The organism is Litoribrevibacter euphylliae (genome assembly GCF_042646085.1).
GTDB lineage: Bacteria > Pseudomonadota > Gammaproteobacteria > Pseudomonadales > Litoribrevibacteraceae > Litoribrevibacter > Litoribrevibacter euphylliae.
The window spans coordinates 123138-136482 of record NZ_JBHRSZ010000002.1 but is presented as its reverse complement, the minus strand read 5'-3'; the positions used below and the strand labels follow the sequence as shown (position 1 = coordinate 136482).

At 45.1% G+C, this 13345-nt stretch carries 15 protein-coding genes; 13 read left to right on the top strand and 2 right to left on the bottom strand.

The annotated features are described in order from the left end of the window. The first annotated feature begins 5 nt into the window (after window positions 1-5). The 13 genes from ACFOEK_RS02375 (at window position 6) to ACFOEK_RS02315 (ending at window position 10895) form a co-directional block, all read left to right on the top strand. Window positions 6-749, top strand: coding sequence for an RNA polymerase sigma factor FliA (locus ACFOEK_RS02375; RefSeq protein WP_449280215.1), 744 nt, complete (start codon window positions 6-8; stop codon window positions 747-749). A 115-nt stretch (window positions 750-864) separates the two neighbouring features. Then, window positions 865-1242, top strand: coding sequence for a chemotaxis response regulator CheY (cheY, locus tag ACFOEK_RS02370; protein ID WP_449280214.1), 378 nt, complete (start codon window positions 865-867; stop codon window positions 1240-1242). 31 nt (window positions 1243-1273) lie between these two features. Then, window positions 1274-2047 carry a protein phosphatase CheZ gene (locus ACFOEK_RS02365; RefSeq protein ID WP_386715615.1) on the top strand — a complete coding sequence of 258 codons (774 nt, stop codon included), beginning with the start codon at window positions 1274-1276 and terminating at the stop codon, window positions 2045-2047. Between the two features lie 11 nt (window positions 2048-2058). Beyond that, a complete protein-coding gene (locus ACFOEK_RS02360) occupies window positions 2059-4335 on the top strand; it encodes a chemotaxis protein CheA (protein ID WP_386715612.1) in 2277 nt (758 codons plus the stop codon). Between the two features lie 20 nt (window positions 4336-4355). After that, window positions 4356-5546, top strand: a complete 1191-nt coding sequence (locus ACFOEK_RS02355; protein WP_386715609.1) for a protein-glutamate methylesterase/protein-glutamine glutaminase — start codon at window positions 4356-4358, stop codon at window positions 5544-5546. Between the two features lie 2 nt (window positions 5547-5548). After that, the gene (locus ACFOEK_RS02350; RefSeq protein ID WP_386715606.1) at window positions 5549-6292 is read left to right on the top strand and encodes a flagellar motor protein; all 744 of its coding nucleotides are present in this window, start codon (window positions 5549-5551) and stop codon (window positions 6290-6292) included. Between the two features lie 31 nt (window positions 6293-6323). Beyond that, window positions 6324-7118: a flagellar motor protein MotB gene (locus tag ACFOEK_RS02345; protein ID WP_386715603.1), complete on the top strand. Its 795-nt coding sequence runs from the start codon at window positions 6324-6326 to the stop codon at window positions 7116-7118. A gap of 68 nt (window positions 7119-7186) precedes the next feature. After that, window positions 7187-7963 carry a ParA family protein gene (locus ACFOEK_RS02340; protein WP_386715600.1) on the top strand — a complete coding sequence of 259 codons (777 nt, stop codon included), beginning with the start codon at window positions 7187-7189 and terminating at the stop codon, window positions 7961-7963. A 9-nt stretch (window positions 7964-7972) separates the two neighbouring features. Further along, a complete protein-coding gene (locus tag ACFOEK_RS02335; RefSeq protein ID WP_386715597.1) occupies window positions 7973-8551 on the top strand; it encodes a hypothetical protein in 579 nt (192 codons plus the stop codon). 41 nt (window positions 8552-8592) lie between these two features. Beyond that, entirely contained in the window at window positions 8593-9522 is a 930-nt protein-coding gene (locus ACFOEK_RS02330; protein WP_386715594.1) for a chemotaxis protein CheW, read from the top strand. Between the two features lie 247 nt (window positions 9523-9769). Further along, complete coding sequence (locus tag ACFOEK_RS02325; protein WP_386715591.1) at window positions 9770-10249, top strand: chemotaxis protein CheW; 480 nt, start codon at window positions 9770-9772, stop codon at window positions 10247-10249. Between the two features lie 32 nt (window positions 10250-10281). Beyond that, window positions 10282-10488 (top strand): hypothetical protein, encoded by a 207-nt coding sequence (locus ACFOEK_RS02320; RefSeq protein WP_386715588.1) that lies wholly within the window; start codon window positions 10282-10284, stop codon window positions 10486-10488. Window positions 10489-10499: 11 nt separating this feature from the next. After that, a complete protein-coding gene (locus tag ACFOEK_RS02315) occupies window positions 10500-10895 on the top strand; it encodes a DUF2802 domain-containing protein (protein ID WP_386715586.1) in 396 nt (131 codons plus the stop codon). 134 nt (window positions 10896-11029) lie between these two features. Here ACFOEK_RS02315 and ACFOEK_RS02310 read toward each other — a convergent pair whose 3' ends face one another. Both ACFOEK_RS02310 and ACFOEK_RS02305 read right to left on the bottom strand, forming a co-directional pair. Then, entirely contained in the window at window positions 11030-11332 is a 303-nt protein-coding gene (locus ACFOEK_RS02310) for an EscU/YscU/HrcU family type III secretion system export apparatus switch protein (protein ID WP_386715583.1), read from the bottom strand. Window positions 11333-11335: 3 nt separating this feature from the next. Further along, complete coding sequence (locus tag ACFOEK_RS02305) at window positions 11336-13264, bottom strand: hypothetical protein (RefSeq protein WP_386715580.1); 1929 nt, start codon at window positions 13262-13264, stop codon at window positions 11336-11338. Between the last annotated feature and the right edge of the window lie 81 nt (window positions 13265-13345).

Sequence of the window (13345 nt, the reverse complement as noted above, 5' to 3'; positions counted from 1 at the left end):
TTGCTATGGCTGCAGTTAATGGGGTTGCTATGTATTCAGAGACGGATCCGAAAAGTTCCCAAGCCCTTGTCCAGCAGTATGCCGGTCTGGTAAAGAAAATTGCTACCCATTTAATGGGGCGATTACCGCCGTGTGTTCAATTGGATGATTTAATCCAGTCAGGCATGATTGGTCTTCTTGAGGCCGCGAAGAAATACGACGCGTCTAAAGGGGCTAGTTTCGAAACTTACGCGGGAATTCGTATTCGGGGTTCCATGTTGGATGAAATTCGTCGAGGCGATTGGGCGCCACGATCGGTGCATAGAAATAGCCGCCGGGTGTTGGATGCCATCAAGCAAGTCGAAGGGCAAACCGGCCGTGACGCGCAAGATCATGAAGTTGCTAAAGAATTAGGTATATCGGTCGATGAATACCACAGTTATCTACAGGATTCGGTTGGCAGTAAACTATTTAGCTTTGAAGAGTTAATCGCCGAAGGTGAGTATCAGCAGGATGATATCCATGGTACTACCCCTGGTCCTTTTGATGATGTTGCCAAGCAACGTTTTCGCAGAAAACTAACCGAAGCAATTACACGTTTACCTGAGCGAGAACGTTTAACGTTGGCGCTGTATTACAACGAAGAATTAAACTTGAAGGAAATTGGTGAGATTTTGGGGGTAAGTGAATCGCGGGTAAGTCAGATTCACAGTCAAGCGGCTCATAGATTAAAATCAAGACTGCTTGAATGGAATGACGAGACTGCGTAAAAACGGCATAATAACTGGATAGTCTAGAACTAACGGCTACACTTATCTTACAACCATATTCGAAGGGAAAAATCATTTTCCATCAAGGTCTTGGGAGGTCATCTTGGACAAGAATATGAAAATTCTAATAGTTGACGATTTTTCAACTATGAGAAGAATTATTAAAAACCTTTTGAAAGATTTGGGATTCACAAATACTCAAGAGGCAGATGATGGAAGTACAGCGTTACCTATGTTGAAAACAGGTGACTTTGACTTCCTTATTACTGATTGGAACATGCCAGGCATGACAGGGATTGATTTGCTTCGAGCTGTTCGTGCTGATGATGCGTTATCACACATGCCCGTGTTGATGGTAACTGCGGAAGCAAAGCGTGAGCAAATCGTAGCAGCCGCGCAGGCGGGGGTGAACGGTTACGTTGTTAAGCCTTTTACCGCTCAAGCGTTGAAAGAAAAAATCGAAAAAATCTTTGAACGTGTAGAAGCCGGTTAAGTATCTGTGACCGTTCTCTAAGGGGAACCGAATGTCTGAGAAAAAAAGCGGTCACCTGGATGACTTTCAGGAATCGATCCGTGAACACACCAAAGCACTTACCGAAGCCGTAGAGGCAGGGGATTTCACAAGTGCTATTCAACATGTACAAAGCTTGTCCGACGTAAGAGACCAGAGTCTATATAAGGAAATTGGTCGCTTAACGCGAGCTTTGCATAATTCTATCAAAAACTTTGAAATAGACATTTCTGAGCAAAATGCAGAAATGTCTCAGATGGCTGACGCATCCGATCGTTTGGATTACGTTATTCAATCTACGAATAAAGCCGCTAACAAAACCATGGATCTCGTTGAAGAAACTATTCCTGTTGTAGATGGCCTCAAAGCGGAAGCTTCAGAGCTGTCATCTGAATGGGGGCGGTTGCTTCGTAGGGAAATGGATGTCTCGGAATTTCGAAACCTCTATAAGCGCATTGATGAGTTTTTGAAAAAGGTGGACGGTTCCAGTGGGACTATGTCATCAAACCTTTCTAACATTTTATTGGCTCAGGACTATCAAGATCTGACAGGTCAGGTAATTCAGAAAGTAATCAAGCTGGTTAAAGGTGTTGAGGAAGATCTTGTTGGCTTGGTGAAAATGGCTGGTTTGGTCGAACGCATTACTGGCATCGAAAACACTCAAGAAGTTACAGACGCCGCCGATGAACTGTTAGCAGAGGGTCCTATCGTTGACGCTGAAGAGCGTGAGAATGTAGTGACCAGTCAGGATGAGGTGGATGACTTGTTGTCCAGCCTGGGATTCTAAGGAGTCATTGAATGAGTTTCGAGGCCGATGAAGAAATCCTCCAGGATTTCCTTGTAGAGTCAGGAGAAATTTTGGAGCTGCTTCAAGAGCAATTGGTCGACCTGGAGCAGAGACCAGAAGATAAAGATTTATTAAACGCGATTTTCCGTGGTTTCCACACCGTTAAAGGTGGGGCCGGTTTCCTTCAATTAACGAATTTAGTTGAATGCTGCCATGTTGCGGAAAACGTGTTTGATATCTTACGTAATGGTCAGAGATCTGTTACTTCTGAGTTGATGGATGTGGTATTGCAAGCGTTGGATGCGGTCAACGAAATGTTTGATTGTGTTAGAAACCGCGAAGAATTACCTGCGGCTGATCCTCAGCTCATTGCAAGCCTTGAAACTTTAGCCAGACCAGAAAGTGAAGACGCGCCTGCAGCGGCAGAGCCTGTTGCTGAGGCAGCACCGGCCGATGCTGCTGATGCTGAGTTTGATCAAATGGTTGCGGCATCTCAAGACTCATCTGGCGCCGATACTTCTGATGACTTATTCGATATGGATAATTCTTCTCCGTCTTCGGGCGCTGGTGGTGATGACGAAATCACCGAAGAAGAATTTGAAGCATTGTTAAATGAATTGCATGGCGAAGGAGGTTCTCCTTCCGCTTCTAAAGCTAAGGTAGAAAGCGCTACGCCACCTCCTGAATCTCCTAAACCTGCTACCCCGGCGACGGGTGGGGGAGATGATATTTCCGAAGATGAGTTTGATGCTTTATTGGATCAACTTCATGGCGCAGGCAAAGGACCTAGTGCTTCTAAGCCTGCTGACTCGCCCGAACCTGCAGCCGCGGCACCTAAGCCTGCGGGCTCGGCCACTGGTGATTTAATCACTGATGATGAGTTCGAAAATCTGTTGGATGAATTGCATGGGGCAGGTAAAGGACCGACAGCGGTAGGTACAAGTGAACCTGCAGCTAAGGCACCGGCACCTCAAGCTCCACCTGCGGCTTCCACACCGAAAGAAGAACCAAAGCCTGCTGTTCAGCCTACTGCTCCGGCGGCGCAAAAACCTGCTCCGGCTGCAGCGCCTAGAGCACAAGGTAAAGATAGTGCAGCGCCAACCGAAACCACCGTTCGAGTAGATACTAAACGTCTTGATGACATCATGAATATGGTGGGCGAATTAGTACTCGTGCGTAACCGTTTGGTTCGTTTGGGAATGTCCAGCAGCAACGAAGACATGTCCAAGGCAGTTTCGAATCTGGATGTAGTCACCGCTGATCTTCAAACGTCAGTGATGAAGACTCGAATGCAGCCGATTAAGAAAGTCTTTGGCCGTTTTCCACGGGTTGTTCGAGATCTTGCTCGTACACTTAAGAAAGAAGTTAATCTTGAGTTGGTGGGTGAAGATACCGACTTGGATAAGAACCTCGTTGAAGCCTTGGCCGACCCTTTGGTTCACTTGGTTCGAAATGCAGTGGATCACGGCGTTGAAATGCCTGAAGTTCGAGAATCTAATAGTAAACCTCGAACCGGTAAGGTTGTACTGTCTGCAGAACAAGAAGGCGACCATATTTTATTAAGTATCACCGATGATGGCGGTGGTATGAATCCAGAAAAACTGCGCCAAAAAGCTGTTGAAAAAGGTTTGTATGATCAGGACGCAGCGGATCGCTTGAGTGATAAAGAAGCCTTCAATTTAATCTTCCATCCTGGTTTCTCTACTAAAGAGCAAATTTCTGACGTTTCGGGTCGAGGCGTTGGTATGGATGTTGTGAAAACTAAAATTTCACAACTCAACGGTACCATTGATGTTGACTCCGAAATTAACAAGGGTACTCGTATTTCGATCAAAGTACCTTTGACCTTGGCAATTATGCCGACGCTGATGGTTATGCTGGAAGAGCAGGCTTTTGCCTTCCCTCTGGTGAGTGTAAATGAAATTTTTCATTTGGATATTACTCAGACCAACATCGTTGATGGACAAGAAGTGATTGTTGTTCGTGAGAAGGTTTATCCTCTCTTCCACCTTAAACGCTGGTTAGTACGACGTTCTCAAGTGGCTGAATCTGAAGATGCTACCGCACATGTCGTTATTGTTTCGGTCGGGACACAACGAGTTGGTTTCGTTGTTGATCAGTTAATTGGACAGGAAGAGGTCGTTATCAAACCTCTTGGTAAGATGTTGCATGGAACGCCGGGAATGGCGGGTGCTACAATCACCGGTGATGGTCGTATTGCCTTGATTCTTGATGTGCCTAGTATGTTAAGCAACTATGCATCCAAATCCATGAGTAATTATAAATAAGTTAATATCCCGGAGTACCAATGGCAGTAAAAGTTCTGGTAGTTGATGATTCAGGTTTTTTCAGACGTCGTATCAGTGACATCTTAAACGCAGCCAGAAACATTGAAGTTGTTGGTACTGCCTCAAACGGGGCCGAGGCGGTTGATCTGGTTCAAAAGTTACAACCGGATATTGTAACAATGGACTTCGAAATGCCTGTGATGGATGGTATTACTGCTGTCCGCGAAATCATGAAGGTTCGGCCAACACCTGTCATTATGTGTTCTTCACTGACGTTTGACGGCGCCAGAGTGACGTTGGATGCTTTGGAAGCGGGTGCGGTCGATTTCTTGCCAAAGAACTTTGAAGATATTTCAAAAGATCCTGGCAAGGTTCAGAAAATTCTTGCTGAAAAGATTCGTGAAGTCGCTGGTTCGAAGACGTCTAATACGCTTCAGTTTAAATCAACTGGCGACAAAAAAGCTGATATGAAGGCGAAGCGGGAAGCGATTCGAGAAGCCCTGAAGTCTTCTCATACATCGACGGCTCCCACTGCATCACCAAAAACTCCGGCACCTCAAGTCACCAGAGAAACGAAACCGACAGAGACTCGAACAGCACCGACTCCTGTACCAAGGCGTTCGGGGTCAAGCATTCGTTCGTCGGATGTTAAATTGGTAGCCATTGGGACATCGACCGGTGGCCCTGTCGCTCTGCAACGAATACTCACGACTCTACCTGCGAACTTTTCTAAACCCATTGTGTTAGTTCAGCATATGCCAGCCAATTTTACGGCAGCGTTTGCAGATCGTCTGAATCAGATTTGCAAAATTAAGGTGAAACAAGCAGAAGACGGTGACCAATTGCAGCCTGGCGTCGCACTGTTAGCTCCTGGTGGCAAGCAAATGATGATCGACAAACGAAATGGCGGGACTGTTCGTATCATCGAAAGTGACAAGCGCTTGAATTATAAGCCATGCGTTGATGTGACTTTTGGCTCGGCTGCCAATGTTTATCATGGTGGCGTTTTAGGGATCGTACTAACCGGCATGGGCGCAGATGGAAAAGATGGTTCTGCGTTATTGAAAAAAAACGGTAGTTCCGTATGGGCGCAAGATCAAGACAGTTGCGTCATCTTCGGGATGCCGATGGCGGTCATTAATGGGGGCTTTGCAGATGATGTGCTGAGTCTTGATCAGATTGCACAAAAGCTGGTGAATGAGGTCTCTTAACAATGGATGTGTTAAGTCTATTCGGGTTAATACTCGGTGTAGGCGCAGTTCTTTTCGGTAACTTCTTGGATGGCGGCCATATTACCATGCTTGGTAATTTGGCTGCTTTCGTGATTGTTGTCTTGGGTACTATCGGTGCTATGTTGCTCCAAACAACGCCAAGAGCGTTTAATCACGCCTTGAAGTTAACCAAGTGGATTTTTCTTCCGCCAATTGTCGATTTTGAGCGTGGCATCGAACAAATTATGTTTTGGAGTACCACCGCTCGAAAAGAAGGGTTGCTTGGTTTGGAAGGTATGGCGGATACCGAGGTCGACCCTTTTGCCCGTAAAGGCCTTCAGTTATTAGTGGACGGTGCTGAACCGGAAACCATTCGACATACCATGGAAATGGTGATTGAACTGGAAGAACATCGTGATCTGGGCGCAGGTTTATTTTGGGAAGGCATGGGCGGCTATGCACCAACCATAGGTATCATTGGTGCAGTACTGGGCTTGATTCATGTTATGACGAACCTTGGTGAACCTGAGTTGCTGGGTAAAGGTATTGCCACTGCATTCGTTGCAACTATTTATGGTGTGGGCTCTGCTAACCTTTTGTTTTTGCCTATAGGGGGGAAACTCAAAAGCTTAGTGATTACTCAAGCCGAGTATAAGCAGATGATCGTTGAGGGCTTAGTGGCTATTTCCGAAGGGGAAAATCCTAAAGCCATTGGTTCAAGGCTTCAAAGTTTCATTGAACGATAAGCGTTAATCCCAACCTCTAAGGTAAGATGGAATGGCTCGCAGACGAGTAAACTTACATGGGCCTAGTCATGAGCGCTGGCTGATTTCGTACGCTGACTTTATCACTCTTATGTTTGCCTTTTTCGTGGTCCTCTACGGAATATCTTCCGTGAATGAAGGTAAATATAAAATTCTAGCTTCTAATCTAATAGGTGTGTTTAATGCGCCACCTACCTCTAGTGATCCTATTCAGGTGGGCGATGTTGCTCGCCAAATTCCGGTAACGGAAAACAGAATTATTATTCAACCAAGTACTACTGCCGTTCAGGAAACATCTGCAAGTGTGCCACAAGAAGCTGATATGCCTGAATTACAAGAAGCCTTTGAGCAGGGGTTTGAAGGGTTGTTGAAAGAAGGGATTATGTCCCTGGAAGGGAGTGAAGATTGGCTGGAGATTTCGTTAGGTACTGAAGTGCTTTTTACCACGGGGGGCGCAGAACCAACGCGTAAATCGGTGGATGTGATTGCTGATATAGCGATGATTCTTGGTGGTTATTCCAACCCGATACAGGTAGAAGGGCATACCGATAATGTCCCGATTTTTAACAAAGAGTTTCGTAGTAATTGGGAACTGTCTGCGGCGAGGGCGGCAACGGTTGTCCGGCAATTACAGGATGAGGGGCTCGATCCAACCCGTTTGGCTGCTGTTGGTTATGGTCAATTTCAACCTATGGTTGCTAATACGACACCATTGAATCGTCGTAAAAATCGTCGCGTAGTGCTACTGATTTCAAGGTCTGCAGTAACACGGGACGCACTTAAAGAGACCAGATCAATTCAGCCTTGATCTTTCTTCTGCAACTGGCACATAGCTTGCTATCCTTGTAATAGTGGCATTTTTTATTGGAGTCAGTCATGCGCGTTTGGGCGGTTGCAAATCAAAAAGGTGGTGTTGGTAAAACCACAACGGCAGTTAGTCTTGCAGGGCTATTGGCGGAGCAGGGAAAGCGCGTTCTGTTAGTAGATCTTGATCCGCATGGTTCTATGACCAGTTATTTTGGATACGATCCTGATGAGCTTGAGCATTCGTGTTTTGATCTTTTTCAGGCTTCTGATGCCATTCCAACAGAGTTACCGAGTCAGCTTTTATTAGATACCAGTCATGCGAATATTAATCTATTACCTTCTTCTACCGCTCTGGCAACGTTAGAACGTAGCATGGTCGGAAAGGAAGGTATGGGATTGGTAGTTTCTCGTTCGTTGGCTTCTCTGTGGGATGATTTTGATTATGCATTGATCGACAGTCCGCCTATTTTAGGGGTATTGATGATTAATGCGTTGGCGGCATGTTCGCGTTTAATTATTCCTGTTCAGTGTGAGTTTTTGGCTCTGAAAGGGTTGGAACGCATGGTTCATACGTTGAATATGGTGACTAAGTCGAGACCAACGCCGCTTCCGTATCATATTGTGCCAACCATGTTTGATCGAAGAACTAATGCTTCACTTCATAGTGTCAAAGAAATGAGGCATACCTATCCTGAGACTGTGTGGAATCATATGATTCCTGTGGATACGCAGTTCAGGGATGCCTCAAAAGCCGGTGTTATTCCCAATGCTTATGATTCGCAGGGACGAGGAGTGAGGAGTTATTCCAAGCTGCTTAAAACATTACTTGAAGAAGAATCAAGTTAGGGCGACACCATGGTGCCAAATCAGAAGGACGTACTGGCCGATTATTTATGCGACATGTTGGGTGTTTCTCCAAAAGAGACATCTAGCAAGTCTTTGGATGAATCCACAATGGAGGATTCAACTGAGTATAGAGCAAAAGCGGAGCAACAAACTTCTGAAGCCCATTCTGAAACGGCGGTGGAAGTCAAAGCGACTTCGTTTTCTTCTGATCATGAGCCGGTTGTAGATTCGGAACGTTCTGATGTTCAGGATGCATTAGAAACCGCCGTTAAAAGAAAGGCATTATCTTCTGCGGTTGCTGTACTGGAAGAAGATATTGAAATTGAATGGACACCTGAGTGGTCTTCAGAGCTGGATAAGATCAGTTATCAAATTGATCGAGATAAACAGCTCACATGCTTGATGGATTTGGTTCATCAGCCATTAAACTCATTGACTCTGGGTGAGCAGTCGCTTGCGCTATTTGATTTATTAGCGCTATTGAAACAGCTTCCAGAATCAAAGCTTAAAAACTTATTGCGAGAGCAATATGACAAGGTTGAATTGGTAAGGCGATCAGCAGAGCACAGAAGCGTCTCTGGATGTTAAGCATTTATATTCAATCAATACTGTTCAGGTTGTAGTGTGTTATGAGTAACAGTCAGAAATCATCTAAAACTAAGGTAACGTCGAAGCCTGTCAAACCTATGACAGCCTTGCAGGGGTATCTTGATGATATGTTGACAGTTGCAACCACGACAGCCGCTGTCCAAGAAGCAACTGCTACACAGGTTGAAGTGACCACAGAAGTTGTTCCTGAAGTCGTTACTCAGGTTGAGCCCCAGATTAATGCTCAGGTATTTGAACCTGCGACTCAAGCGCGGGAAACAACTGCTTTGGAAGAACCCAAGCCTGTTGTTGAAACGCTGACCCCTTCTTTTGAAGCCGTTATCGAAACCCCGTCTGTGGATACAGACGTTGATCTTACCGAGACGGAAGTACTTGAGCCCCAAGCTCTCAAAGAAACGGTGGTCGACGTTCAAGCCCCGCCTGTTGAGCAAACCATTGCGCAAACTGAACGAGCCGTATCTGAAGAGGGCGAGGAGTTACCGTATCCTCTGTGGGCTGCTTCTGGTTTTGAGTGTTTGCTCTTTTATGTGGGTGGTATCAAGTTGGCGGTTCCTCTGATTTTATTGGGTGGAATTCACCGAATAGAAAAAGAGCTGACGCCGTTATTTGGTCAACCAGATTGGTTCCTTGGGTTATATACTCGCACTACGATGGATGGCCAGCAAAACATCCGAGTGGTTCATACTAGTAAATGGGTTATGCCTGAAAAGCAGGGGCCAGACGTCGATCCTCTGAATCATTACGTCATTTCTCTGGGTGACAGTGAGTGGGGGCTTTTGAGTCATCAGTTGTCCGATTCCATTCGCTTGACGGCCGATCAGGTTAAATGGCGAACATCCGCAGGGAAACGCCCTTGGTTGGCGGGAACTGTCATTGATCACATGTGCGCAATTCTGGATGTAGATCGTCTGGTGGATCTGTTAAGTCAGAATTCAAATCGCCTTTCTTAGGTATTTGTTCAGAACAGCCCTTTGTCCTCTTTTATTTTTGGCACATTAGCTGCAATTAACTTAATAGCACCAAAATTTTGACGATTTTGGCGCAGGTTACGGATTTCTGTCCTTATTAAGTGGAAATTTCTAAGGAAATTTCTCTAATAGCCGACAAAGAATTTAGTAAACTGCTCTAAAATGAATGGTAAGTGGGTGAGAAGTTTCTATTCTTGCTGGTTTTAATTTTGGTGTTATGAGGTAGAAGATGGCAACGCATTCATCTCAGGCTGGTGATGATCCTATTTTACAGTGGGTCACTTTTCGTTTAGACGATGAAACCTACGGTATAAATGTAATGCAAGTTCGTGAGGTCTTGCGTTATACAGAGATCGCCCCGGTTCCAGGAGCTCCACCTTATGTTTTAGGGATTATCAATCTACGTGGCAGCGTAGTGACGGTAATCGATACTCGAACACGCTTTGGTTTAGCTTCAGCAGACACAACGGATAATACCCGTATTGTGATTATTGAAGTTGAGAATCAGGTTGTAGGTATCCTTGTGGATGCTGTAGCGGAAGTAGTTTACTTACGTCAATCTGAAATAGAGACAGCCCCGAATGTTGGTACTGAAGAGAGTGCTAAATTCATTCAAGGTGTTTGTAACAAGAATGGTGAATTATTAATTCTTGTTGATCTTGAAAAACTAATGAGTGAAGAAGAGTGGGCGGAAATGGCCATGTTGTAATGGTCATGAAATGAAACAGTTAGGTGGATCTCATGTTGCCTCCAAATATCGGTAAAGTGGACAGTCTCAACCCGATCACTCGGGTCAAAAAGATTCGAAAGTACCGAGAAGACGACAAAGAAGACGCTGAAAACCCCGAGAAAGAAACGGATGAGGCTGAGGATTGGGAAACAGACCAACCAACGTCATCAGATGATTCTCAGGATGATCAGTATCCTCACATTGATGACTATGTTTAGTTGGAGGGGTTATGGAATTCACCTGGTTTATTAGTTTTGGTCTCGTTACGTTTGCTTGCTTAATGGCTGTGTTGGTTTCATATCACTGTTATAAAAAAAGCGAGCAGGCTCGTCAGCAGGTATCTGATGAGTTGGCAAAAGTCTTGGCTGAATTCTCTGCGTTTAAGAGCAGTAGCATTGGCATTGGCAAAAAGGTGATGGGTATTGAAAAAGAACTGGCTGAAACCGTAGAGAAGCAACAGGATTTTGAATTCCAGGATCCAAATTCACTGCCGTACACCCAAGCCTCTCGTTTGATTCAAATGGGTGCAGATGCCGAAGACTTGGTGAACAGTTGTGGTCTTTCCAATGCTGAAGCCGAATTACTGATGTTAGTGAATCGTCAGCCAATGGGGGCTGCGCATTAGGAATTAACTCCAACCCCGCATAATGTTTTTTATCTCGTGAATTTCAATCTTATAGGCGCACTTAGTTTAAGTGTGTCTATATGTCTTACTTAACCCTTTCTGCCTTGAACTCACATGGGCTTTCGTTTGTTTGGTTACGATGGATCGTCTTGTGATGGCGGCGTAAAGCCTTCAGGGACTTTGTTTCTGAGTTGGTAGGCAAACGCAATGATTTCGGCAATGGTCAAGTATAAGTGTTCTGGAATCTCTGTGCCGAGCTCCAGACGACTCAGCGTGCGAGCTAACTTTTCATCGTGATAAAGGGGAATACCATGTTCTTCTGCAACTTCAATAATTTTTCTGGCCAGTTCATCTTCGCCCTTTGCCGAGACTTTAGGTGCATTTTTTCCATCGTAGTTCAGCGCAACGGCGGTATCGATTGGTTTACTGTGGCTCATGGATTAAACCTTTACGCTGACTGAATGATTGGTGGTTTTGACGATACTTTCTCTGGGCATGTTGATCATGCCAAATCGCGTATTGAGGCTCAATTCAGAAGCTAGAAAACTTTGGCACTGAGTTTCAAGATCGATTAAATGTTCATTTAATAGTGACAGAGTTTCTTGGTGATCGCTGTAGAAATTGGCAGTCAGATGATTTTTGTCAGTGTCGTAGATAATTTGACCAATAAAAGGGGCTAGTGGCGGTAGTTCAAACTTCAAGTGTACCAACCATTGGTTTTTCTCTTTCTTAGTGTTATCGCCAGATTCTGAGGTATTGGAGTGCTCATCAGTGATGTCTATGCTGACATTGGTTGGGCCTGTGTTGGTTATGATCGGCAGATCCAAGTGAATATGGTTTGGAGTATTGGTTTCTACTTGGCTGCCCCCGGAAGCCAATCTCATTGCAGACATGCGTCCAGTTAATTCTTCCACATTGACCAGCATTTGTCGTAGTACGTTATTAATTTGTAAGTCGGTCGTGCCTTGCAATAACGATTGCTTGACGTTGCCAGTAAACAATTGATGCTTTCTGAATTCGGCTAGCCTTAACCATTGACTGCTATCTATGGCTCGATGTGTCTCTGTATTCAGCAATTGCGGATTGGTAGCTTGTGCGTTTGATGGGTTCTGCGTGGCGGCCTTGGCTTGTGTGAGCGCTTCCTGTGTAGGCTTGTTGGTTGCTGTAGAAATATCTGAAGGCGCTTGTGTGCCTGCCAATCGGCGGATGGATTCCAACATCCAATCCAAAAGATCAGGTTGTGATTGAGTGGTTGGGGCCATTAGCGCCAAAACCTGAGTCCAGTCTCTGAGTATTGATAGCTGAGGGGCTGGCTGAGTCGTTGACGGTGGTGTATTAAATGCGCCGGTCTCTGTTGTGTTGGACAAGGCTTGAATACCGCTATGAACCGCATTGGATACCGCTGAGGGTTGAGTGGTCAATGTGCTTCGATTCAATGCCTGATCAATCATGCTTTGTAATGTTATCAGGCTATTGATCAGCGTTTGTTGTGTCGTCTGGCCTTGAGCGACCGCGTGTACTTGAGTGTGGGCTGGATGACTCGGCTGGTTTGTCGTGACGGTTTTGGCGTTGCTATCCTGAGGTTGCCAGGTAATCAGCTCTTTTATGAGCTGTTGGACGTTGCTTTTGAAGTCGTTTTGTCCTGCATGGGGCAGTCGACTAAAAATATCTTTTTGAATGCTTTGTGCTATCACCAGCAAAAGATTACTTAATGGGGAAGCTTTAACTTGCTCACTGCCTGAAGTTGGATTGATCTGGAGTGGATTTAGTTGAGGTGCATTCGGCAGTTGTTTAATGATCTCTGCAACCGCTTCCATGGTAATGCTAAGGTCGAGTAATACCCCTGAAGATGGCCGAGATTGACTCAGCCACATTTGAATTACTTTGTTGATTTGTTCTGCGGTAATCGGCGAGGGTGTTGCGGTATTTGATGTTGATGATGCCTTGTTGTTAATCAACGAAGCTTGTTCTGCGGCAGACGTCAGCACCTTTCCTGTATTTAGTAAACTCTTCGGATCTATGGGGGATACTGCAGAATCTGTTCTTTGGCTTTGTGGTGTTACCTTGTCGATCGTGAGTTGCTTGTCTTGGGTTACTTTTAATTCCAGCTGATCCCCTTGATCTAAGGGAAACTGTGTCAGAATGTCGAGTACTTTCCCTTGAATGATAATTTGGGCTTTGTATTGAGCTATCGTTTGTTGCTGTTGATTTACTTGCTGACTTATTTGTTGCAGCGTTGCAGAGAGAACGTCCGCTTTGAGTGTTTGATTGGGCGACACAGAGCTGAGCAATTCTTGGGCGTTGCTGTTTTGCTGTGAGGGTTGAATAGCGGCCAGTCTAAATTGTCCGGGTTGAAAAACACTTTGCATTCGAAACGCCTGATCTACTGAGTTACATCATTTAATAATACATTGAATTTGTAGTATATTCCTGACTCCTTAGACGATAGG

What these genes read in the sequence shown, in the direction of transcription:
- ACFOEK_RS02375 (WP_449280215.1), top strand. Translation starts at nt 6, where the DNA reads ATGGCTGCAGTTAATGGGGTTGCTATGTATTCAGAGACGGATCCGAAA.
- ACFOEK_RS02310 (WP_386715583.1), bottom strand. Translation starts at nt 11,332, where the DNA reads ATGAGCCACAGTAAACCAATCGATACCGCCGTTGCGCTGAACTACGAT.
- ACFOEK_RS02355 (WP_386715609.1), top strand. Translation starts at nt 4,356, where the DNA reads ATGGCAGTAAAAGTTCTGGTAGTTGATGATTCAGGTTTTTTCAGACGT.
- ACFOEK_RS02340 (WP_386715600.1), top strand. Translation starts at nt 7,187, where the DNA reads ATGCGCGTTTGGGCGGTTGCAAATCAAAAAGGTGGTGTTGGTAAAACC.
- ACFOEK_RS02315 (WP_386715586.1), top strand. Translation starts at nt 10,500, where the DNA reads ATGGAATTCACCTGGTTTATTAGTTTTGGTCTCGTTACGTTTGCTTGC.
- ACFOEK_RS02365 (WP_386715615.1), top strand. Translation starts at nt 1,274, where the DNA reads ATGTCTGAGAAAAAAAGCGGTCACCTGGATGACTTTCAGGAATCGATC.
- cheY (WP_449280214.1), top strand. Translation starts at nt 865, where the DNA reads ATGAAAATTCTAATAGTTGACGATTTTTCAACTATGAGAAGAATTATT.
- ACFOEK_RS02325 (WP_386715591.1), top strand. Translation starts at nt 9,770, where the DNA reads ATGGCAACGCATTCATCTCAGGCTGGTGATGATCCTATTTTACAGTGG.
- ACFOEK_RS02305 (WP_386715580.1), bottom strand. Translation starts at nt 13,264, where the DNA reads ATGCAAAGTGTTTTTCAACCCGGACAATTTAGACTGGCCGCTATTCAA.
- ACFOEK_RS02335 (WP_386715597.1), top strand. Translation starts at nt 7,973, where the DNA reads ATGGTGCCAAATCAGAAGGACGTACTGGCCGATTATTTATGCGACATG.
- ACFOEK_RS02350 (WP_386715606.1), top strand. Translation starts at nt 5,549, where the DNA reads ATGGATGTGTTAAGTCTATTCGGGTTAATACTCGGTGTAGGCGCAGTT.
- ACFOEK_RS02320 (WP_386715588.1), top strand. Translation starts at nt 10,282, where the DNA reads ATGTTGCCTCCAAATATCGGTAAAGTGGACAGTCTCAACCCGATCACT.
- ACFOEK_RS02330 (WP_386715594.1), top strand. Translation starts at nt 8,593, where the DNA reads ATGAGTAACAGTCAGAAATCATCTAAAACTAAGGTAACGTCGAAGCCT.
- ACFOEK_RS02360 (WP_386715612.1), top strand. Translation starts at nt 2,059, where the DNA reads ATGAGTTTCGAGGCCGATGAAGAAATCCTCCAGGATTTCCTTGTAGAG.
- ACFOEK_RS02345 (WP_386715603.1), top strand. Translation starts at nt 6,324, where the DNA reads ATGGCTCGCAGACGAGTAAACTTACATGGGCCTAGTCATGAGCGCTGG.